Source organism: Tateyamaria sp. GN1-10 (genome assembly GCF_055693845.1).
Window position 1 is genome coordinate 3,363,818 of record NZ_JBVFUR010000004.1, and the last position, 20,094, is coordinate 3,383,911.

A 20,094-nucleotide genomic window follows, 5' to 3' on the forward strand; every position below is an offset into this window, starting at 1 on the left:
AGAACTAGCGGCGCGACGCAAAAAAGTCCTTCAACAAGGCTTCGGCCTCTGCCGCGCCGATGCCGTCATAAACCTCGGGCACATGGTGCGCCTGGCTGTGTGAAAACACCCGCGCACCATGGGCAACCCCGCCCGATTTGGGGTCGGACGCCCCATAATACACGCGGCCAATCCGTGCCGCCGCAATGGCCGCCGCACACATGGCGCAAGGCTCAAGCGTCACATACAGGCCATGGCCCACCAAGCGCTCAGATCCCACCTCTGCACAGGCTGCGCGGATCGCCAACATCTCGGCATGGGCCGTTGGGTCCGACATCTCGCGGGTCCGGTTCCCGGCCCGCGCCAAGACCTGTCCCCGCGGGGACACCACGACGGCGCCCACAGGCACCTCGCCCCGCGCACCTGCCGCGCGCGCCTCATCCAGCGCCTGATCCATGAACGACCGAAACTCCATGCCTTCCCCTGCCACGCCGCTTGCCCCGCGCGCAACCCACCGCTATGGCCTGCCCATGACCCAAGACACCCCCAAAGGCGATCGCATCGCCAAGGTTCTGGCCCGCGCGGGCATTGCCAGCCGCCGTGGCGCGGAAGAGATCATCACTGCCGGACGCGTCAGCGTGAACGGCAACCGCATCGACAGCCCGGCCCTGAATGTCACGCCTTCCGACAAGATCACCGTGGACGGCAAGCCGCTGAGCGCGCCCGAGCCGGAGCGGCTGTGGCTCTACCACAAACCTGCGGGCCTCGTGACCACCACGAAGGACGAACAGGGGCGCAAGACCATCTTTGACGCCCTGCCCGAGGACATGCCCCGGGTGATGAGCGTCGGTCGGCTCGACCTCAATTCCGAAGGGCTCTTGCTGCTGACCAATGACGGCGGGATCAAGCGCAAGCTGGAACTGCCCTCAACCGGTTGGATGCGCCGCTACCGCGTGCGGGTGAATGGCCGTCCCACCGACCCGCAGCTTGAACCACTGCGCAAGGGCATCACGGTTGACGGCGAACGCTTTCAGCCCATGCAGGTGACGCTCGACCGGCAACAAGGTGCTAATGCATGGCTGACCGTGGGCCTGCGCGAAGGCAAGAATCGCGAGATCCGCCGCGCCATGGACAGCATTGGCCTTGCCGTGAACCGCCTGATCAGGGTCAGTTATGGCCCGTTCCAGTTAGGGGAACTGAAACAAGGGACTGTCGAAGAAGTGCGCCGCCGGGTGATGCGCGACCAATTGGGCATGGAACCGGAACCGGCCGCGCAACCGGCCAAACCACGCGGCAAACCGCGCCGGACGCGCAAACCGCGGTAGACATCCACCATTTGCCGCTCCCCATTTGTGACGCGAGACTCAAATAATTCCCCTTGCGCCTGTCATTTGCGCGTCACACCCCTATTGCAATGATGGACATGCGCGCGCCTCTAGTGCTGCATCCGCAAACCGGCTATATGTCTCATAGCCAACAGGGACTTACGGGATGGAGCCAACCGTTTTTCAAAAGATCGCATTCGCGGTTCTGATCGCGCTGATGTTCGGCGTGACAACCGGCTTGCTTGGGGGCTTTGACGATATGGCGCAGCGCTATGGCGGCAAATTCAGCCCCGATCCCAAAGACACGCCCACATCCAAAGAGCGTCCCGCCTTTGACAAGGCGCGCGTTGACCCCGTCGGTGCCCGCGCGAACCTGATGTTCCTGCCCGCCGTGCCCATGGTGTTCCTGGCGCTGAATGACGGGGCGACCGGGCTGATAACGGCCCTTACCTCTGCCGCCGCGCTGACCGGTGGCGCGTTCATGCTGCGCGAGGGTCTCAAGGCCGAAGCGGCATATGTCGCCCGCAAGGTGGCCCGCCGCCCTGCCCTGCCCCGCAAGATCCTTGCCGCCCTCCTCGTGGGCCTCGGAATCGCGCTGGCCGCCTACCGGTCCGAGCCAGGGATTGTCGCGCCTGTGCTCTATGGCCTCGCAGCCCTTGGGCTGCATCTGGCGGCTTTCGGCATCGATCCCTTGAAATCAAAGGGTATGGAAGGTGTCGATACCTTCCAGCAAGACCGCGTGGCACGTGTCGTCGATGGCGCCGAGGAGCTGTTGACCGACATGCGCGATGCGATGAAACGTGCACAGGACCGCAAGATGGAACTGCGCCTTGACCAGTTCCAGACCACCGTTCGCGACCTCATCCAGACGGTTGAGGAAGACCCCCGCGACCTGACCGCCGCCCGCAAATATCTGGGCGTCTACCTGATCGGCGCGCGTGACGCGACGGTCAAGTTTGCCGATATCTACGGCCGCAGCCGCGACACACAGGCTCGCGTCGACTATGCGGCCCTGCTGGACGATCTCGAGGAAAATTTCGCGGCGCGCACGCGCAAGCTTCTCACCGAGGATCGCACCGACCTCACCGTCGAAATCGACGTGCTGCGCGACCGCTTGCAGCGCGAAGGCGTGCGCGTGTCGCCCGCCGATGACATATAAAACCAAAGGGGGCATACATGTCCGAAACAGTTCGTCAAAAAGCCGAAGCCGCACTTGCGCAGGTTGAAGAGGTGACAGCCGTCGTGCTGCCTGAACCTGCCGAGGCCACCGCCATCGTACCGCTGGAACAGGCCGACGCGCCCGTGGGTGCAGAAATCCGTGCCCGTATGGACGAGATCGACATGGAGGACACGCAATCCATCGTGTCCTTCGGGTCCGCCGCCCAAGCCGAGCTGCAGGAAATCAGTCAGGCCATGTTGCAGGATGTGCGCAACAAGGATGTCGGTCCAGCGGGCGACAGCTTGCGCAACATCGTCACCACCATCCGCGGCTTTTCCGTATCCGAATTGGACGTGCGCCGCGAACGCAGTTTCTGGGAAAAACTGATCGGTCGCGCGGCACCTTTCGCCAAATTCACCGCCAAGTTCGAAACCGTGCAGGACCAGATCGACCGCATCACTGATGACCTGCTGGCGCATGAACATACGCTCCTGAAGGACATCAAGTCCCTCGACCTGCTCTATGAAAAGACGCTGCAATTCTATGACGAGCTGGCGCTTTACATCGCGGCGGGCGAAGAGAAGATCAAGGAACTGGACGACACGATCATCCCCGCGAAAGAGGCAGATGTGCAGGCCGCAGCCGAGGATGATCAGGTCATGGTCGCACAGGAACTGCGCGATCTGCGCGCCGCCCGCGACGATCTAGAGCGCCGGGTGCATGATCTAAAACTGACGCGGCAGGTGACAATGCAATCCCTGCCCTCGATCCGGCTGGTGCAGGAAAACGACAAGTCGCTGGTGACCAAGATCAACTCGACCCTCGTCAACACCGTGCCTCTGTGGGAAACGCAGCTGGCACAGGCCGTCACGATCCAGCGCAGCGCCGAAGCGGCCGCCGCCGTGCGCGACGCCAACGACCTGACCAACGAATTGCTGACCGCCAACGCGGCCAACCTGCGCGAAAGCAACAAGATGATCCGCAAAGAGATGGAGCGCGGCGTCTTTGACATCGAAGCGGTTAAGCAAGCGAATGCAGACCTGATCGGCACCATCGAAGAGTCGCTGCAGATCGCAGACGAAGGCAAGGCCAAGCGCGCCGCAGCCGAGGAAGAGCTGAAGAAGATGGAAACCGAACTGCGCGACACGCTGGCCTCGGCCAAGGCCCGCAAAGACGGTGTTGGCGACAACGCTGGCACCGCCGTTCCGGGCTGATTTCGCCACGATGGCAGGGACACAGACCAAAAGCAGGATCAGAGTATGGGGCGGCCTTGTCGCCCTGGGTCTGCTTGCGGCCTGCGATCTGTTCATGCCGGTGGAACCCGTGCTGACGCCCAAGGTGCGGCCAGCCGGTCTGGTGCCCCCGCCGGTGCCTGACGTGCAGGCCACATCGCAGGAAAGTGCGGCTTTGCGCGCCTACCTCGCACAGGTGCAATCCAGCCAGCTGACCGCTGGATTGCTACGACAGGACGGCGGCGGGCCTGATACGCCCTTTACCTCTGACATGCTGGCGCGCAACTTCGAAGAGATCGTGTTCTTCAACGAATACGCAGGTCCTGGCATACGCCCTGGATCGTCCAGCGCCCTGCGCCGCTGGTCTGAGCCCGTGCGCATCGGGATCGAATTTGGCGCATCAGTACCGCCCAGCCAACGCACGCGCGACACCAATGACGTAATCGCCTACGCACGCCGGCTGTCGCGGGCGACAGGCCACCCGGTCTCGGTCTCCAACAACCCCAACTTCCTCGTGTTCTTCGTCTCGGACGATGATCGAACAGACACACTGAACGCTCGGGCAACAGACCTACCGGGTGTAAACCGGGTCAACCTTGGCCCGGTGCGTGACCTGCCGACCGACGCCTATTGCGCGGTGGCGGCTTATGCCAGTGGGTCGGAACGGTCGACCTATACGGCCGCGGTCGCCGTGATCCGGTCGGAAAACCCCGATCTGCTGCGCCTGTCCTGCATTCATGAGGAACTGGCCCAAGGGCTGGGCCTCGCCAATGACAGCCCGGACGCGCGCCCCTCAATCTTCAACGATGATGACGAATTTGCGCTGCTCACGGACCATGATGTCCACCTCTTGGGGATGCTCTACGACGACCGCTTGCGCCCAGGCATGGGCCTGGCCGAGGCGCGTCCGATCGTGCGCACCCTCGCCCGTGAGGTAACGGAGCCTGGGCTGTGACAATCCGAACCGCTGCCCTTCTCATCCTTCTACCGTTGGACGCCCAAGCGGGCCCCGGCGCGGTGGACTGGATCACGACACATACGCAACAGCCCCTGAAAGAAACACGGATCGGAAGCTACGATCCGGATGGTCCGATCATCGGAGTGGACAGTCTGACTTACGAGCCAAGCTATTCCTGGCCATACATTGATGTGCCCGACGGGCCTGCGGATTTTCACGCCTTTTTCGATGACGAAACCGGACGCGTGTCCAAGGCCGCCCTGATTTTTTCGGATGCGGACCCCAGCTGCGGCAAGGATCTGGCAACCATGCCAGTGGACACAGGTACAGGTGCCTTTCTGGATCGCAAGGCCGCCGAAGCACTCGATAGGATAGCAACAGAAACAGGCGACCTCTATGGCGGCTTTATGGAGCCGCAAATCGACGGCGCTCACAGCTTTGCCAAATTCCTGAAATTGCCCGGTGGCCATGTTTTTCCGGCCTTTCAGACCGGGTGGGGTGACGGCGGTTATCCAGTGGCCAGCTTGCACGCATCGGATGGTGCGATGGTTGCGATCTACGCAGATTTCATGGGTAAGGACGCGGACGGGAACTGGTTGCTGCCCACCCCTTGCACCTCAACCGGGGGCAGCGAATGAGCTGGCCTCGTTTCACCAATCACCCCTTCAAGGCCACGTATCCTTGTGGGCAACACAGGCAGGAGTAATCCAATGGGCATTTTCGACTTCCTCTCCGGCGAATTCATCGACGTCATCCACTGGGTGGACGACAGCCGCGACACCATGGTCTGGCGGTTCGAGCGTGAGGGCCACGAGATCAAGTACGGCGCCAAGCTGACGGTGCGCGAAGGGCAATCGGCGGTCTTTGTTCACGAAGGGCAACTGGCCGATGTGTTCACCCCCGGTCTCTACATGCTTGAGACCAACAACATGCCCATCATGACGACGCTGCAGCACTGGGATCACGGCTTTAAAAGCCCGTTCAAGTCCGAGGTGTATTTCGTCAACACAACCCGGTTCAACGATCTGAAATGGGGCACCAAGAACCCGATCATCTGCCGTGATCCTGAATTTGGCCCCGTGCGTTTGCGCGCCTTCGGCACCTATTCGGTCAAGGTGGCTGACCCCGCCCGCTTCCTGGTCGAGATCGTCGGCACCGATGGTGAGTTCACCATGGACGAGATCAGCTTCCAGATCCGCAACATCATCGTGCAGGAAATGTCGCGCAGCCTTGCCAAATCGGGCATTCCGGTGCTCGACATGGCGGCCAACACCCGCGAGCTGGGACAACTGGTCGCCAAGGAAATCAGCGCACAGATCGCTGAATACGGCCTGACCCTGCCCGAGCTCTACATCGAAAACATCTCACTCCCCCGGCGGTCGAAGAGGTGATGGACAAACGGTCCTCCATGGGTGTGATCGGAAATCTGAACGAATACATGCAGTTCCAAGCGGCGGAAGCGTTGAGCCGCGACGGTGGCGATGCAAGTGGTGCGATGCAAGCGGGCCTTGGGGCGGCCATGGGCATGCAGATGGGCCAAATGGCATCCAGCGGTCCGTGGGGCGCACGTCAACCTGCTGCAGCCGCACCACCCCTCCGCCGGTCGAACATGTCTGGCACGTGGCCGAAAACGGCGAAACCAATGGGCCGTTTTCCAAAGCCCAGTTGGGGCGCATGGCCGCCGCAGGTGAGCTGAGCCGCGAGACCTATGTCTGGACGGCGGGTCAGGACGGCTGGATGAAGGCCGAGGACGTGACCGAGCTTGCCCAACTCTTCACCATTCTGCCCCCGCCCCCTCCGCCCGGCGCGTAAGAAACGGTCCTAGCCGCGGTCGGCAACGCGAGCTTGATACAGAATCAAGTTCGCGGATCAGACCCAGTCCATTGGGACGGTCGCTGCGGCGACAGAATTCGGACCAGATATCGCCAAATGGCAGGTCCTTGAATTCCTCGGTCATGGTCAGCCGCGTCGTGAAGTCGAGCGCGGTTTCGGCCTGCCGCAACCGATCGAAGGGCGTCAGCAGCGCACGCAACAGCGCCTTCTGCATGTTGCGTGTTCCGATGACCCAGGCCGCCGTACGGCTGATCGTGGCATCAAAGAAATCCAGCCCGATACGCGTCCGACCCAGCAGGTCGGCACTGACCAACTCATGCGCCATGGTCAGGATATCGTCGTTCAGCAGGATCACATGGTCACTGTCCCACCGCATCGGGCGCGAGACGTGCAGCAGGATTTTATCCAGCGACAGTGCCACCGCACTCAGCTTGTCCGCTATGTTCTCGGTCGGATGAAAGTGCCCCATATCAAGGCACAAGAGCGTGCCCTTGCGTATCGCATAGCCCAGATAGAATTCGTGACTGCCCACGGTACAAGCCTCGACCCCGATCCCGAACAGCTTTGATTCCACCGCGTCGCGCATACCTGACAGCGGCTGCACCAGCATCTCATTCAACGACGCCTCCAGCCGTGCCCGCGCAGCCATGCGATCAACGGGAATATCCTTGTACCCGTCGGGCACCCAAATGTTGTTGATGCACGGCGTCCCAAGAGCCGCGCCAATCTGCGCTGCGATCTCTCGCGTGCGGCGCCCATGTTCGATCCAGAAATCGCGGATACCCTGATCGGGGTGCGAGAGGGTCAGGTTATCGTCCGCCTTCTCATGGGCAAAAAAGGTCGGATTGAAGTCGAGGCCAATCGCCTGCTCCATTGCCCAATCAACCCAGGGCGCGAAATGACGGTATTCAATCGCGTCCCGGTCGGGTGCCTCATCCGTGTCCATATACATGGCATGCAGGTTCAGACGGTGCTTGCCGGGGATCATCGCATACGCAAATTCCAGATCGGCCCGTAACTCGTCGGGCGTACGCGCGCGACCGGGGTGATTGCCCGTGGCCTGAATGCCGCCACCGGATGTGCCTGTCTTGGGTTCGAACCCAACCACATCGTCCCCCTGCCAGCAGTGCATGGAAATCGGGATGGTCGTGAGCTGGCGGATCGCCGCTTCGGTATCAACACCCCACTCAGCAAAGACATCCCTTGCGCTGTCGTACCCCATCTGCCCCTCCTACCGCGTGAACGCCTGCACGTTTCCGGCATCCACGTTCAGGATGTTACCCGTAGATTTCGACGAAGTATCGCAGGCAAAGAAATAGCACGCCTCGGCAATGTCCTCGGGCAGAACCGAGAGTTTGAGCATGGAGCGTTGCCGGTACATCTTCTCAAGCCCCTCCTTGTCGGTACCATAGGTATCCGCCCGCTGCTCCAACCACTCGCCTTCCCAGATTTTCGAGCCGCGCAATACGGCATCGGGATTGACGACATTGACCCGGATACCGGCCTCCGCCCCTTCCAGCGCAAGACATCGCGCCAGATGGATTTCCGCCGCCTTGGCCGTGCAATAGGCCGAGGCGTTGGGCGACGCGGCCAAGCCATTCTTGGACGCGACAAAGACGATTGAGCCCCCCATGTCCTGCACGCGCATGAGCTTGAACGCTTCACGGCTGACCAGAAAGTAACCGGTGCTCAGGATATCCATGTTCCGGTTCCACAGTGCGAGCGTGGTCTCTTCCACCGGTGCGGATGACGCTATGCCTGCGTTTGATACCAGAATGTCGATACCACCGAATTCCACGGCAGCGTCCGCCATGGCGCGGATCACGGCCGGCTCGTCCGTGACATCCATGATCGTCGCGCGCACCACATCCGCACCGTGGGATTGCACAAGCCGGTCCTTGACGGCCTCCACCCCCTCGGCATTGATATCGGCCAGCATCACGCACGCGCCCGCGCGCAGATACTGCTCGGCCGTGGCTGCCCCAATACCGCCCGCACCGCCGGTGACCAGTGCCACACGTCCCGCCAGCGATTTCGGCTTCGGCATACGCTGCAGTTTGGCCTCTTCCAAAAGCCAGTATTCGATGTCGAACGCTTCCTGCTCAGGCAGACCCTGATAGGTGCTGACCGCCGACGCGCCCCGCATCACGTTGATCGCGTTGATATAAAACTCACCCGAAATGCGGGCCGTGGCCTTGTTGTTGGCAAAGGTGATCATGCCAACCCCGGGGACCAGGTAGACAACCGCATTGGGGTCGCGCATGGCCGGACTGTCGGGGCGTTTGCACCGGTCATAATAGGCGGTATAGCCATCGCGGTAGGCTGCGACTTGCGCGGGCAGGCCCGCCAACACCTCGTCCACATTCCCCTTTGCCGGATCGAAATTGATCACCAGCGGGCGGATCTTGGTGCGCAGAAAATGGTCAGGACAGGATGTGCCAAGGGCCGCGAGGGACGGCATGTCACGCGCATTGACGAAGTCCAGCACAGCGTCACTGTCGTCGAAATGCCCCACCATATGCTGATTACCGCTGACGAAGCCGCGGATCGCGGGCATCAACTGCGCGGCGACAGCACGGCGTTCCGCCGTAGGCAAACTGTCGTGCACCGCTCCACCGAATGCCGGCACACCATCCGTCTTTTCGCTCAACCAGGCCGTCGCGACATTGATGATATCAATGGTCGTGTCATAGCAGGCCTGCGCCGTATCGCCCCAGGTAAAAAGCCCGTGGCTCTCAAGCACAACGCCATCAGCCTCCGGGTTGTCCTTGCAAAACGCCTCAAGCCACAACCCAAGCTCATATCCCGGCCGCTTCCACGGCAGCCAACCAATCCGGTCGCCAAAAATATCCTGCGTCAGCGCCTTCGAATTCTCGGACGCGGCAATCGCAATGATGGCGTCCGCATGTACGTGATCGACATGCGTGCGCGGCACATAGGCGTGCAGTGGCGTGTCGATCGACGCGGCGCGCGGGTTCAGACGGAAGGTACAATGGGGCAAGTAGCCAACCATTTCATCCTCGAAATAGACCCCGCGATACAACGACTTCAAGGCGTGCAGCTTGTCCATATACAGGGTCGCAAAACCGTCGCGCGTCATCGACCCGATGTCACCGCCCGACCCCTTGACCCAAAGAACCTCGACCTCTTGCCCGGTCAGCGGATCGGTTTCCATGACCTTGGCCGAGGTGTTCCCGCCACCATAGTTCGTCACACGCTTGTCTGCGCCAAGGATATTCGACCGATACAGCAGCAGCTCGGATTCGCTCAGCCCCGCCGCCGCATTGTTGTCCCAACGGTTTTCAAGCAGCTGATCTTCGAAGGTTTTCAGCACGACATCCTCCCGGTCCGGCGGCCAGCGGGCAGCTCACCACCCATAGCGTGTGTGATCAGATTGCGGCACTATGTCAATCATTTTCAATCATTATCAATCTCAAAATGCACATTAATGACTGCTATTGATTGTTTGTGATTGACAGAATCTTCAGAATCTGCACAGGCTTTGTCAACGGGAGGCATCATGCACGAAAAAGAACGGCATAGGATCATTCTGTCCGCGGTACAGGACCGGCCGGTTGCGACCGTTGTTGAACTCTGCAACCTGACCGGCGCGTCCGAGGCGACCATCCGCCGGGACATCGCCACGCTTCACATTCAACAGAAGCTGCGCCGCGTGCGCGGCGGCGCCGAGGCGATCAATCCGCCGCAGTTTGTCGGGCTGGCCGGACGCACCTTTGCTGTCAACGAAACCATGCGGACCTCCGAAAAGCAGGCCATTGCCCGGGCGGCGGTGGACCTTTGCGAAGACGGCGATTCCATCATTATCAATGGCGGCACCACCACCTTTCAGATGGTGCACCCGCTGGCGACGCGCCGCTGTCAGGTGTTCACCAACTCGTTTCCGATTGCCGAACATCTGCTAAAGCATTCGAAAAACACAATCATGCTGTCGGGCGGAACGATCTACCGCGAACAAAACATCATCCTGTCCCCCTTCGACAATGACGTGACGCGCAATTTCTATGCCAAGCGCATGTTCATGGGGGCGCAGGGGCTTGGCCCGCTTGGCCTGATGGAAGCGGATCCCTTGCTGATCCAGGCAGAACAGAAGCTGATTGGGCAAGCCGACGAACTGGTCGTGCTTGTCGACAGTTCAAAATTTGAACAGCGGTCCAGCCTCGTGCTCTGCCCGCTCAACCGCATCACCACTGTCATCACGGATGAAGGCATCTCGGACAAAGCGGCAGCCATGCTGGACGCTGCGGACGTGACGCTGGTCGTTGCCCAACCGGGCAGCGGTCAGGAGGAGGTCTCTTAACCGGCCTCGTGCAAAAGACAATTTGGGAGGATTGAAATGAAACGTAGGACATTTACGTCGCTGGTTGCGGGCCTCAGCCTGGGCGCAAGCCTGCTGGGCACAAGCGCCATGGCGCAAGACAACATGCGTATTGCTTTGGTGGTCAAAGCGCTTGGCATCGGGTTCTTCGAAGCCGCTGCCGAAGGCGCGGAAGAGGCCGCAACCGAACTTGGCAATGTCGAGATCATCTATACCGGCCCCACCGACACGACAGCCGAAGGCCAGATCGAGGTGATCAATTCCCTGATCGCCCAAGGCGTCGATGCCATCGCGATCTCAGCCAATGACCCAGATGCGCTGGTGCCAGCCCTCAAACGCGCCATGCAGCGCGGGATCACCGTGATCTCTTGGGACTCCGGTGTGGCCGAGGACGGGCGGCAGATGCATCTCAACCCGTCATCGAACGCCCTGATCGGCAACATGATCATCAAGCTGGCCGCCGATCACCTGCCTGACGGTGGCGAAGTGGCCGTGCTGTCCGCCTCAGCCACCGCAACGAACCAGAACATCTGGATCGAAGAGATGAACAAGGTGATGGGCAACTATCCCGGCATCAACGTGGTGAGCACGGTCTACGGCGACGACCTGGCCGACAAATCCTATCGCGAGGCGCAGGGCCTGATGCAGTCCCACCCCGATCTGGATGCCATCATCGCACCCACAAGCGTCGGGATCGTCGCCGCCGCACAAGCCGTCGCCGATGCCGGAAAAGCGGGTGAGATCAACGTGACAGGCCTGGGCCTGCCCTCCGAGATGGCGGGTGCCATCGAGTCAGGCGCGTCCAAATCGTTCGCGATCTGGAACCCGATCGACCTGGGCTACTCGGCCACGATGATCGCCCACGCGCTTGCCACCGAAGCGGCAACCGCCGAACCGGGGTCCGAGATTCCGATGGGGCGCATGGGATCGGTCACGCTGGACGATACAAACGCGGCCGCCATGGCGGACCCGTTTGTCTATGACGCCTCGAATATCGACCAGTTCAAGTCGATCTTCTGATACTCCCCCTGGCCCCGGCACGGTGCAGCACGCATCGCGCCGGGGCATTTTCCGGCGGACCCCAGACCCGATGCTGATGCAATCAGAAACCGATCTTTCCGGTCCATCGAAGGGCAACGCCATTCCGGTCATCGCACTTGAGGGCGTGACCAAGCTGTTTCCCGGTGTCAAAGCCCTGTCCGACGTATCGTTGCGCCTCTATCCGGGGCAAGTGACGGCCCTCGTTGGCGAAAACGGCGCGGGCAAATCCACGGTGGTCAAGATCCTGACGGGCATCTATCAGCCCGATGGGGGCAGCATCACGCTGGATGGCACGGCCATCGCCTTTCCAACACCGCAGGCCGCCGGGGCGGCAGGCGTCACCGCCATCCACCAGGAAACTGTCCTGTTTGACGAATTGTCGGTGGCCGAAAACATCTTTCTCGGCCATGCGCCGCGCGGCCGGTTCGGCCTGATCGACACCGCCGCCATGATGGATCAGGCGGCGGATATCCTGCGCGGCATCGGCGCTGCAATTGATCCGACGCACAAGCTCAAGGATCTGGGCATCGCCAACAAGCACCTTGTAGCCATCGCACGCGCCCTGTCCATCGACGCCCGTGTGGTGATCATGGACGAACCCACCGCCGCCCTTAGCCAGAACGAGATCGAAGAACTCTACGCGCTTGTCGAAACGCTCAAGGCGCAGGGCAAGGCAATCCTCTTCATCAGCCACAAATTCGATGAGATTTTCCGCATCGCAGATCGCTACACTGTCTTCCGCGACGGTGAGCTGGTTGGAGACGGCATAATCAGCGCTGTCACCGAAGCCGAACTGGTCAAGATGATGGTGGGCCGGGATGTCAGCCAGATCTTCCCGACCCGGACACCGAATATCGGAGACGAGGTTCTCGCGGTCAAAGGATACGCGCACCCCACCGAGTTTGCGGACATAACGTTCACCCTGCATCGTGGCGAAATCCTTGGGTTTTATGGTCTCGTGGGCGCGGGCCGATCCGAGTTCATGCAGGCGCTGTTCGGGATCACCCGCCGCTCTGGCGGAACTACAACAATCGACGGTGCGACCGTCGACATCCGCTCACCCGCTGATGCAGTCGCCAACGGCATCGTCTACGTCCCCGAAGATCGCGGCAGGCAGGGCACCATCGGCGCGCTGCCCATTTTTCAGAACGTCACCCTGCCCTCTTTAGGCCGCACATCCCACTCCGGGTTTCTACGCCTTGCCGAAGAATTCAAACTGGCGCGCGACTACACCGAACGGCTCGACCTGCGTGCAGCCTCGCTCGACACGCCCGTGGGCAACCTGTCAGGTGGCAACCAGCAAAAGGTCGTGATCGCCAAATGGCTCGCCACCCAGCCCAAGGTCATCATTCTGGACGAACCAACCAAGGGCATCGACATCGGATCGAAGGCAGCGGTGCACGCGTTCATGGCTGAACTGGCGGCCCAGGGTCTGGCCGTCATCATGGTCAGTTCCGAAATCCCCGAAGTCCTTGGTATGTCGGATCGCGTCATCGTCATGCGCGAGGGGCGGATGGCGGCAGAGCTTGGCGCCGATGACATGACCCCCGAAACGCTGGTGCGCCATGCCGCCGGGATCAAGGGGACGCTGCCATGCTGAAACGTCTTCTCACCTCGCGCGAAGCGCTATTGGCAGGGGCAATCATTCTGTTGCTCGCGGTCATCTCCACACGGTTCCCGGCCTTCGTGACGCCGCAAAACCTCGGCAACGTGTTCAACGACACGTCCCCGCTGATCCTGCTGGCCATCGGGCAAATGATCGTCATCCTGACAAAATGCATTGACCTCAGCGTGGCGGCCAACCTCGCCTTGACGGGGATGGTTGTGGCCATGCTCAACGTGGCCATGCCCGGCCTGCCCGTTCCGATCATCATCGCCATCGCCATTTCACTGGGGGCGGTCTTGGGCATGGTGAACGGCATCCTTGTCTGGAAACTCGCCATTCCGCCCATCGTCGTGACACTAGGGACAATGACGATTTTCCGTGGTCTGATCTTCGTGATTTCTGACGGGAAATGGGTGAACAGTCACGAGATCGGCGACGGGTTCAAAGCCTTCACCCGCGCCACATTCCTCGGCCTGCCGACCATGAGCTGGATCGCCATCCTCGCCGTTCTCCTGTTTTCGATTGTGATGGCGCGCACGACGCTGGGCCGGGCATTCTATGCCGCTGGGGGCAATCCCCATGCCGCGACCTATGCAGGCATCGACGTTGGGCGGACGCAGTTCTGGGCCTTCACCATCTCGGGCGCGCTTGCCGGGCTGACCGGCTATCTCTGGGTGTCCCGCTACGCGGTGGCCTACGTCGATCTTGCAGGCGGGTTTGAATTGGACGTTGTCGCCGCCTGTGTGATCGGTGGCGTCGCAATCATGGGCGGGATCGGCACCGTGATGGGGGCCATGCTGGGCGCGCTGTTCCTCGGGGTCATCAAGAACGCACTGCCCGTGGTGGATATCTCGCCCTTCTGGCAGCTCGCCATCTCGGGTGGCGCGATCATCATCGCGGTGGCGCTCAATGCGCAAGCAAACCGGGAAAAGGGGCGCATCATCCTGAAACGCGCCGAGCATGCCACATGACCGACAGAACACGTTTCATACCGGACCGGCTGCAATCGCCGCTCGAACGGCACCTGAAAAGCTGGGAAAGCCTGCTGATCCTTGTGGCCGTCGCGGTGTTCATCGCCAACAGCTTTGCCTCCCCCTACTTCCTCAACGCCTGGAACCTCAGCGACGCGACCTTCAACTTCACCGAAAAGGCGATGATTGCCTTTGCCATGGCACTGCTGATCATCTCGGGCGAAATTGATCTGAGCGTTGCATCCATCATCGCACTCGCCTCAACCGCCATGGGGGCGGCCGTTCAGTTCGGGGTGGATACACCTGGCCTTGTGTTGATCGGGCTTGGGGTCGGACTGATTTGCGGGGCGTTCAACGGGTTTTTGGTGACAGTCATGGGCCTGCCCTCCATCGTCGTGACCATCGGCACGATGAGCCTGTTTCGCGGCATCAGCTATATCGTGTTGGGCGATCAGGCCTATCGCGGCTATCCACCCGATTTTGCCTTTTTCGGGCAGGGCTACGTGTTCTGGGTGATCTCTTTTGAATTTGTGCTGTTCGCCATCCTCGCCCTGATCCACGCCATCCTGCTGCACAAGACGAATTTCGGGCGTGCTGTCTATGCCATCGGCAGCAACCCGACAGGCGCGCTGTTTTCCGGTATTCGCGTGGCCCGCGTGAAATTCACCTTGTTCCTGCTGACAGGCCTGATGTCCGGCATCGCCGCGGTCTGCTTGACCTCCCGGCTTGGCTCGACCCGTCCCTCCATCGCCTTCGGGTGGGAGCTTGAGATTGTCACCATGGTCGTGCTGGGCGGCGTTAGTATTCTTGGCGGTTCAGGTTCCATCCTCGGAGTGGTGATCGCAGCCTTTGTCATGGGATTGGTGACCTTTGGTCTGGGTCTGCTGAACGTGCCGGGTATCGTGATGTCCATCGTGATCGGCGCGCTGCTGATCTCGGTCATCGCGCTGCCACGGCTCTGGCAGAAATGGAGAGGGTGAATGGAGAAATACGCCTTCAGAATGCGCCTGAACCCCGGTTGCCGGGATGAATACATCAAGCGACATGATGATATCTGGCCAGAACTGGTCGCCCTGCTGAAACAGGCAAGTATCTCGGATTATTCGATCCACCTGGATGAAGAAACAAACTGCCTTTTCGGCGTGCTCTGGCGCAGGGATGATCACCGAATGGATGCCCTGCCCGGCCATGACATCATGCAAAAGTGGTGGGCACACATGGCCGATATCATGGACACCCATCCCGACAATGCCCCGGTCGCAGTGCCCCTGACGCCCATGTTTCATATGCCATGACCCGCACCCACGTCGCCGTCATCGACATCGGCAAGACCAACGCCAAGCTGGCCCTTGTCGATCTGGACACATTGACAGAACTGGCCGTGGTCACCCGCCCAAACACGGTGATCCCCGGACCACCCTGGCCGCATTTCGACGTGGACGGGCACTGGGGTTTCCTGCTGGACGCGCTTGCCCGGTTTCACGCGACGCACCGCGTTGACGCGATTTCGATAACGACCCACGGCGCATCCATCGCCCTGATCGGACAGGACGGCGGGCTCGCTGCCCCGATCCTCGACTACGAACATACCGGCCCGGACGCCCTGAACGAGGCGTATAATGCAATTCGTCCCCCCTTCGCAGAAACCGGCACCCCAAGGCTCAGCGGTGGTCTGAACATCGGCGCGCAACTGTTCTGGCAGTTCGATACAGATCCCGGACTGAAGGCACTGACACGCCACATCGTGACCTATCCACAGTATTGGGGCTATAGGCTGACAGGCATCGCCGCAACGGATGTCACGTCACTTGGGTGCCACACCGACCTGTGGAACCCGTTCAAGGGACAGCCATCATCCCTGGTCGCAAGGCTTGGGATCGAACGGCAGCTCGCCTCCACCCGCAAACCAAACGCGGTGCTTGGGCTCATTTTGCCTTCCATCGCACAACAGACCGACCTGCCGCATGACACCCCAGTCTATTGCGGCATCCACGATTCCAACGCCTCGCTTCTTGCACATCTGGTGGCACGCACCCCACCGTTCAACGTTGTGTCAACCGGTACATGGGTGATCTGCATGACCATCGGCGGGGACACGGTCACACTCGACCCCACCAAGGACACGCTGGTCAACGTGAACGCCCTTGGTGACCCTGTGCCGTCGGCCCGGTTCATGGGGGGCGCGAACACGACATCCTGATGCAAGGCAACAGCGTTGAGCCGGATGACACAGACATCGCGACCGCACTCAACGAAGGCCCCATGCTGCTGCCCGCCATCGTCTCCGACACCGGCCCGTTCCAGGGCATGTCGGCCCGCTGGGTCGGCACAGAGCCTGCGCCCGGAACAGGCTTGCGCAGCGCCTGTGTCAGCTTCTACCTGGCACTGATCACCTCCCACTGCCTGACACTGACCGGACACCAAGGGCCGGTGTTCGTCGAAGGACCGTTCGCAAGAAATACCAGCTACCTGAAAATGCTGGCCTCAGCGACCGGGACAGCCGTGCACGCCATGACCAGCACCACCGGCACCAGCGAAGGCGCCGCCTTGCTGGCCCGCATGACGGACAGCTCGACCGAAGCGTTGCAGACAGAACCGACCATATCCGCCGCCAAAGACCACGCCGCCTACGCGCGCAGATGGTCAGACCTTGTCGGCGGGCACTAAGCCGGTAACACAGTCCCCATTCGCAAAGGTCCCACATCAACTTTCACTGACAGAACGCCGCTTGCATGTAGCGTTCCTGATCCGGCAGCATTACGCTGGCGGCGAAACACTGAACGGTTGATGGTACCACCCACGCACCGTTCCAATTGAAGGAACAGACATGCGCCGAAAGGCCACGATTGCGCTTCACTGGCTCACCTTGGTGCTGCTGATCCTGCTGGTGGCGGGCGGGCCAATCCCCGTCGTGGCGTGGGCCTTTACCCTGTCCGGCTTGGCCATGTGCCTGCTGGCCGTGGCGCAGGGGGTGATGAACGGTCCCGGTCCAAAACTCGAAGGGGCCCTGCGCCGCGCACATCCATGGCTCAGCCGCGCCATGTACGCCGCCCTTGGCGTCGTGGCTGCGCTCACCGCGTGGTCGCAACTGGGCTGCACATGGTCAGGTCCATCCCTGCCCAACCTCTATTTCTACCTCATGTCGGCCTCTGCCCTGCACGCCATCTTTCACCTCTGGCGGCACACGGCGCTTGGCGATGGAGCCTTGCGCCGGATGACACCAACTTCAATGCACAAACTGCTATGACCGATCTTCACGACCTAGGCGGCCCCGCCGGACTCGCCGACCACCGCTTTCCCTGTGACAATTGCGGCGCGGACTTCCGCTTTGATCCCGGCGCGGGGCAGCTGGTCTGCGACCATTGCGGCAACACTGCACATATGGACAGCGACGCCCCCCGAACAATCGCGCCCATTGCCGAACTGGACTACCGTGCCGCCCTGAACGCCGACCTGCCCGCGGCAGAGATTGAGGAAACGCGCGTCTCGAAATGCCCCAACTGCGCGGCCCAGGTCGAATTCAACGCCGACATCCACGCCACCGAATGCCCGTTCTGCGCCACGCCGGTGGTGACGGACACCGGCGCACACCGGCATATCAAACCACGCGGCGTTCTGCCCTTTGCCATGACCGAAGCGCAGGCGCGCAAGGCCATGACCGACTGGCTGGGTGGGCTGTGGTTTGCCCCGAACGGGCTGCAGGACTACGCACGCAAGGGTCGCGCGATGCAGGGCATCTACGTGCCCTACTGGACCTTCGACGCCGACACGCGCAGCGCCTATACAGGCGAACGCGGCACCGTCTATCACGAGACCAAAACCGTTATGCGGGACAGCAAGCGCCAACAGGTGCGCGTGACCAAGGTGCGCTGGCGGCGCACACGGGGCAAGGTGGCCCGCTTCTTCGACGACGTGCTTGTACTGGCCTCGAAATCCCTGCCCAAACGGTTCACCGACGCGCTTGAGCCATGGGACCTGAGCGCGCTTGAACCCTATGCGCCCGAATTTCTCGCCGGTTTCCGCGCCGAAGGCTACGCGGTCGAGCTGGAAGACGGGTTTGAAGAGGCACGCGCACGCATGGACCGGGTCATCGCGCGCGACGTGAAGTTTGACATCGGCGGCGACCGACAGCGCATCCATTCCATCGACACGAAACTGGGGGCCGTGACCTTCAAGCATATCCTGCTGCCCGTCTGGCTCGCCGCGTACAAGTACCGCGGCGAAACCTACCGCTTCGTCGTCAACGGGCGCACGGGGCGCGTGCAGGGTGAAAGGCCATGGTCCGCGGGCAAGATCGCCGTCGCGGTGATCGTGGGCCTGATCGTGGCCGCAGCCATCGGCGCAGTGGTGGCCCTCCAACAATGACCCAATACGACACCCTGAACGACATTCTGTCGGACCGCTTTTCGTGCCGCGGCTTTCTGATGGACCCTGTCCCGCAAGACACAGTTGCCCGGATCATATCTGCCGCGCAAAAGGTGCCAAGCTGGTGCAACGCGCAACCCTGGCAGTTGATCGTCACGTCAGGCGCCGAAACCGACCGGTTCCGCCATGCGCTCTATGCCGCGGCCAGCACAACCGCCCCGGCCCCCGACATGCCCTGGCCCGAAGGGTACCCGGATGTCTATGGCGACCGCCGCCGCGCCTGCGGCTTCCAGCTTTATGATGCCGTCGGCATCGAAAAGGGGAACCGCGCGGCCTCTGCCCGTCAGATGATGGAAAACTACCGCCTGTTCGGCGCGCCGCATGTCGCCATCGTGACCAGCCCCAAGGTGCTCGGCCCCTATGGCGCCATGGACACGGGCGGCTTCGTCACAGCCTTTTGCCTTGCCGCGCAGGCCTTGGGCGTCGCCACGATCCCACAAGCGGCGATTGCGGCACAGGCCCCCTTTGTCCGCAGCCATTTCGACATTCCCGAAGATCGCCAGATCCTCTGCGCCATCTCCTTCGGCTATGCCGATCCGAACCACCCGGCCAACAGCTTCCGCACGGATCGTGCGGACGTGGCAGATGTCATGGAGTGGAAGGAATGAGGGCGCTTCTGCAACGTGTGTCCGAAGCCTCCGTCACCGTGGACGGCGAAACGGTTGGCAGATGCGGCCCTGGTCTCCTGATCCTTGTCTGCGCGATGCCGGGCGACACCTATGACACGGCCAAGGCGCTTGCGGCCAAAGTGTCCAAGCTGCGGCTCTTCAAAGACGAGGCGGGCAAGATGAACCTGTCGATCCTGCAATCAGGGGGCAGTGCCCTTGTGGTCAGCCAGTTCACGCTTGCCGCCGACACCTCGCGCGGCAACCGCCCCGGGTTCTCGGGTGCAGCCAAGCCGGATGAGGCCGAAACACTCTACCTGCAATTTGCCCGCGCCCTAAGCGATCTTGGAATCGAAACGGAAACCGGTCAATTCGGCGCAGATATGTCCGTGGGATTGACGAATGACGGGCCCGTGACAATTTGGCTGGACACTAAGGCTGGTTAGCTTGAAATCGTCCGCGGTTCGGGACAGAGCGCTATTTCACCGCGTTCACTCGAAGGTCTGCTCCGGCAGAATTCGCAATTGCGGCAAGGCAATATCTCCTAATTCTAATGGGGGTTCTGCCATTCCATGATCAGTTGGCAGGGAGCGTTGTTGTAGGCGTCTTCCTTTGGGTCCGCCG

Annotated in this window: 18 protein-coding genes and 2 pseudogenes; 17 read left to right on the forward strand and 3 right to left on the reverse strand. The window is 61.4% G+C overall.

Features of this window, described 5'->3' with window-relative positions; genetic code table 11:
- Positions 1-4: 4 nt before the first annotated feature.
- Entirely contained in the window at positions 5-454 is a 450-nt protein-coding gene (locus tag ACZ1HN_RS18790) for a nucleoside deaminase (RefSeq protein ID WP_472728585.1), read from the reverse strand.
- On the opposite strand from ACZ1HN_RS18790, the gene ACZ1HN_RS18795 reads away from it, so the two are divergent.
- The 6 genes and pseudogenes from ACZ1HN_RS18795 (at position 453) to ACZ1HN_RS18820 (ending at position 6,465) form a co-directional block, all read left to right on the forward strand.
- Positions 453-1,304, forward strand: a complete 852-nt coding sequence (locus ACZ1HN_RS18795) for a pseudouridine synthase (protein WP_472728586.1) — start codon at positions 453-455, stop codon at positions 1,302-1,304. The genes ACZ1HN_RS18790 and ACZ1HN_RS18795 overlap by 2 nt on opposite strands.
- A gap of 259 nt (positions 1,305-1,563) precedes the next feature.
- Positions 1,564-2,463: a 5-bromo-4-chloroindolyl phosphate hydrolysis family protein gene (locus ACZ1HN_RS18800; RefSeq protein ID WP_472729352.1), complete on the forward strand. Its 900-nt coding sequence runs from the start codon at positions 1,564-1,566 to the stop codon at positions 2,461-2,463.
- Positions 2,464-2,480: 17 nt separating this feature from the next.
- The gene (locus ACZ1HN_RS18805) at positions 2,481-3,677 is read left to right on the forward strand and encodes a toxic anion resistance protein (RefSeq protein WP_472728587.1); all 1,197 of its coding nucleotides are present in this window, start codon (positions 2,481-2,483) and stop codon (positions 3,675-3,677) included.
- A gap of 10 nt (positions 3,678-3,687) precedes the next feature.
- The gene (locus ACZ1HN_RS18810; protein WP_472728588.1) at positions 3,688-4,650 is read left to right on the forward strand and encodes a DUF2927 domain-containing protein; all 963 of its coding nucleotides are present in this window, start codon (positions 3,688-3,690) and stop codon (positions 4,648-4,650) included.
- Positions 4,647-5,291: a DUF4241 domain-containing protein gene (locus ACZ1HN_RS18815; protein ID WP_472728589.1), complete on the forward strand. Its 645-nt coding sequence runs from the start codon at positions 4,647-4,649 to the stop codon at positions 5,289-5,291. The genes ACZ1HN_RS18810 and ACZ1HN_RS18815 overlap by 4 nt, the downstream gene beginning before the upstream one ends.
- A 72-nt stretch (positions 5,292-5,363) precedes the next feature.
- A pseudogene (locus tag ACZ1HN_RS18820) lies at positions 5,364-6,465 on the forward strand (SPFH domain-containing protein).
- Here the strand turns inward: ACZ1HN_RS18820 and ACZ1HN_RS18825 are convergent.
- The gene (locus ACZ1HN_RS18825) at positions 6,428-7,708 is read right to left on the reverse strand and encodes an L-rhamnose isomerase (RefSeq protein WP_472728590.1); all 1,281 of its coding nucleotides are present in this window, start codon (positions 7,706-7,708) and stop codon (positions 6,428-6,430) included. The pseudogene ACZ1HN_RS18820 and the gene ACZ1HN_RS18825 overlap by 38 nt on opposite strands.
- 9 nt (positions 7,709-7,717) lie before the next feature.
- Complete coding sequence (locus ACZ1HN_RS18830) at positions 7,718-9,820, reverse strand: bifunctional rhamnulose-1-phosphate aldolase/short-chain dehydrogenase (RefSeq protein WP_472728591.1); 2,103 nt, start codon at positions 9,818-9,820, stop codon at positions 7,718-7,720.
- A gap of 186 nt (positions 9,821-10,006) precedes the next feature.
- On the opposite strand from ACZ1HN_RS18830, the gene ACZ1HN_RS18835 reads away from it, so the two are divergent.
- The 11 genes and pseudogenes from ACZ1HN_RS18835 to dtd all read left to right on the forward strand — a co-directional run bounded on the left by ACZ1HN_RS18835 (position 10,007) and on the right by dtd (position 19,916).
- The gene (locus tag ACZ1HN_RS18835) at positions 10,007-10,804 is read left to right on the forward strand and encodes a DeoR/GlpR family DNA-binding transcription regulator (RefSeq protein ID WP_472728592.1); all 798 of its coding nucleotides are present in this window, start codon (positions 10,007-10,009) and stop codon (positions 10,802-10,804) included.
- Between the two features lie 36 nt (positions 10,805-10,840).
- Entirely contained in the window at positions 10,841-11,842 is a 1,002-nt protein-coding gene (gene rhaS / locus ACZ1HN_RS18840; protein ID WP_472728593.1) for a rhamnose ABC transporter substrate-binding protein, read from the forward strand.
- A gap of 70 nt (positions 11,843-11,912) precedes the next feature.
- Positions 11,913-13,463, forward strand: a complete 1,551-nt coding sequence (locus ACZ1HN_RS18845; RefSeq protein ID WP_472728594.1) for a sugar ABC transporter ATP-binding protein — start codon at positions 11,913-11,915, stop codon at positions 13,461-13,463.
- Positions 13,457-14,440 (forward strand): ABC transporter permease, encoded by a 984-nt coding sequence (locus tag ACZ1HN_RS18850; protein WP_472728595.1) that lies wholly within the window; start codon positions 13,457-13,459, stop codon positions 14,438-14,440. Before ACZ1HN_RS18845 ends, ACZ1HN_RS18850 begins: the two co-directional genes overlap by 7 nt.
- Positions 14,437-15,420: an ABC transporter permease gene (locus tag ACZ1HN_RS18855; protein WP_472728596.1), complete on the forward strand. Its 984-nt coding sequence runs from the start codon at positions 14,437-14,439 to the stop codon at positions 15,418-15,420. Before ACZ1HN_RS18850 ends, ACZ1HN_RS18855 begins: the two co-directional genes overlap by 4 nt.
- On the forward strand, positions 15,421-15,735 hold the full coding sequence (gene rhaM / locus ACZ1HN_RS18860; RefSeq protein ID WP_472728597.1) for an L-rhamnose mutarotase: 315 nt from the start codon (positions 15,421-15,423) through the stop codon (positions 15,733-15,735). It begins immediately after the preceding gene.
- Positions 15,732-17,107: pseudogene (locus ACZ1HN_RS18865) on the forward strand (FGGY-family carbohydrate kinase). The gene rhaM and the pseudogene ACZ1HN_RS18865 overlap by 4 nt, the downstream one beginning before the upstream one ends.
- 160 nt (positions 17,108-17,267) lie before the next feature.
- Positions 17,268-17,687: a hypothetical protein gene (locus ACZ1HN_RS18870; RefSeq protein WP_472728598.1), complete on the forward strand. Its 420-nt coding sequence runs from the start codon at positions 17,268-17,270 to the stop codon at positions 17,685-17,687.
- Positions 17,684-18,805: a TFIIB-type zinc ribbon-containing protein gene (locus ACZ1HN_RS18875; RefSeq protein ID WP_472728599.1), complete on the forward strand. Its 1,122-nt coding sequence runs from the start codon at positions 17,684-17,686 to the stop codon at positions 18,803-18,805. Before ACZ1HN_RS18870 ends, ACZ1HN_RS18875 begins: the two co-directional genes overlap by 4 nt.
- Entirely contained in the window at positions 18,802-19,473 is a 672-nt protein-coding gene (locus ACZ1HN_RS18880) for a nitroreductase (protein WP_472728600.1), read from the forward strand. Before ACZ1HN_RS18875 ends, ACZ1HN_RS18880 begins: the two co-directional genes overlap by 4 nt.
- On the forward strand, positions 19,470-19,916 hold the full coding sequence (gene dtd / locus ACZ1HN_RS18885; RefSeq protein WP_472728601.1) for a D-aminoacyl-tRNA deacylase: 447 nt from the start codon (positions 19,470-19,472) through the stop codon (positions 19,914-19,916). Before ACZ1HN_RS18880 ends, dtd begins: the two co-directional genes overlap by 4 nt.
- Positions 19,917-20,094: the final 178 nt, after the last annotated feature.

Bases quoted from the DNA above. Each gene is read 5' to 3' on its own strand.
- ACZ1HN_RS18795 (WP_472728586.1), top strand. From the start codon at position 453: ATGCCTTCCCCTGCCACGCCGCTTGCCCCGCGCGCAACCCACCGCTAT.
- ACZ1HN_RS18790 (WP_472728585.1), bottom strand. From the start codon at position 454: ATGGAGTTTCGGTCGTTCATGGATCAGGCGCTGGATGAGGCGCGCGCG.
- ACZ1HN_RS18800 (WP_472729352.1), top strand. From the start codon at position 1,564: ATGGCGCAGCGCTATGGCGGCAAATTCAGCCCCGATCCCAAAGACACG.
- ACZ1HN_RS18805 (WP_472728587.1), top strand. From the start codon at position 2,481: ATGTCCGAAACAGTTCGTCAAAAAGCCGAAGCCGCACTTGCGCAGGTT.
- ACZ1HN_RS18810 (WP_472728588.1), top strand. From the start codon at position 3,688: ATGGCAGGGACACAGACCAAAAGCAGGATCAGAGTATGGGGCGGCCTT.
- ACZ1HN_RS18825 (WP_472728590.1), bottom strand. From the start codon at position 7,708: ATGGGGTACGACAGCGCAAGGGATGTCTTTGCTGAGTGGGGTGTTGAT.
- ACZ1HN_RS18835 (WP_472728592.1), top strand. From the start codon at position 10,007: ATGCACGAAAAAGAACGGCATAGGATCATTCTGTCCGCGGTACAGGAC.
- rhaS (WP_472728593.1), top strand. From the start codon at position 10,841: ATGAAACGTAGGACATTTACGTCGCTGGTTGCGGGCCTCAGCCTGGGC.
- ACZ1HN_RS18845 (WP_472728594.1), top strand. From the start codon at position 11,913: ATGCTGATGCAATCAGAAACCGATCTTTCCGGTCCATCGAAGGGCAAC.
- ACZ1HN_RS18850 (WP_472728595.1), top strand. From the start codon at position 13,457: ATGCTGAAACGTCTTCTCACCTCGCGCGAAGCGCTATTGGCAGGGGCA.
- ACZ1HN_RS18855 (WP_472728596.1), top strand. From the start codon at position 14,437: ATGACCGACAGAACACGTTTCATACCGGACCGGCTGCAATCGCCGCTC.
- rhaM (WP_472728597.1), top strand. From the start codon at position 15,421: ATGGAGAAATACGCCTTCAGAATGCGCCTGAACCCCGGTTGCCGGGAT.
- ACZ1HN_RS18870 (WP_472728598.1), top strand. From the start codon at position 17,268: ATGCGCCGAAAGGCCACGATTGCGCTTCACTGGCTCACCTTGGTGCTG.
- ACZ1HN_RS18875 (WP_472728599.1), top strand. From the start codon at position 17,684: ATGACCGATCTTCACGACCTAGGCGGCCCCGCCGGACTCGCCGACCAC.
- ACZ1HN_RS18880 (WP_472728600.1), top strand. From the start codon at position 18,802: ATGACCCAATACGACACCCTGAACGACATTCTGTCGGACCGCTTTTCG.
- dtd (WP_472728601.1), top strand. From the start codon at position 19,470: ATGAGGGCGCTTCTGCAACGTGTGTCCGAAGCCTCCGTCACCGTGGAC.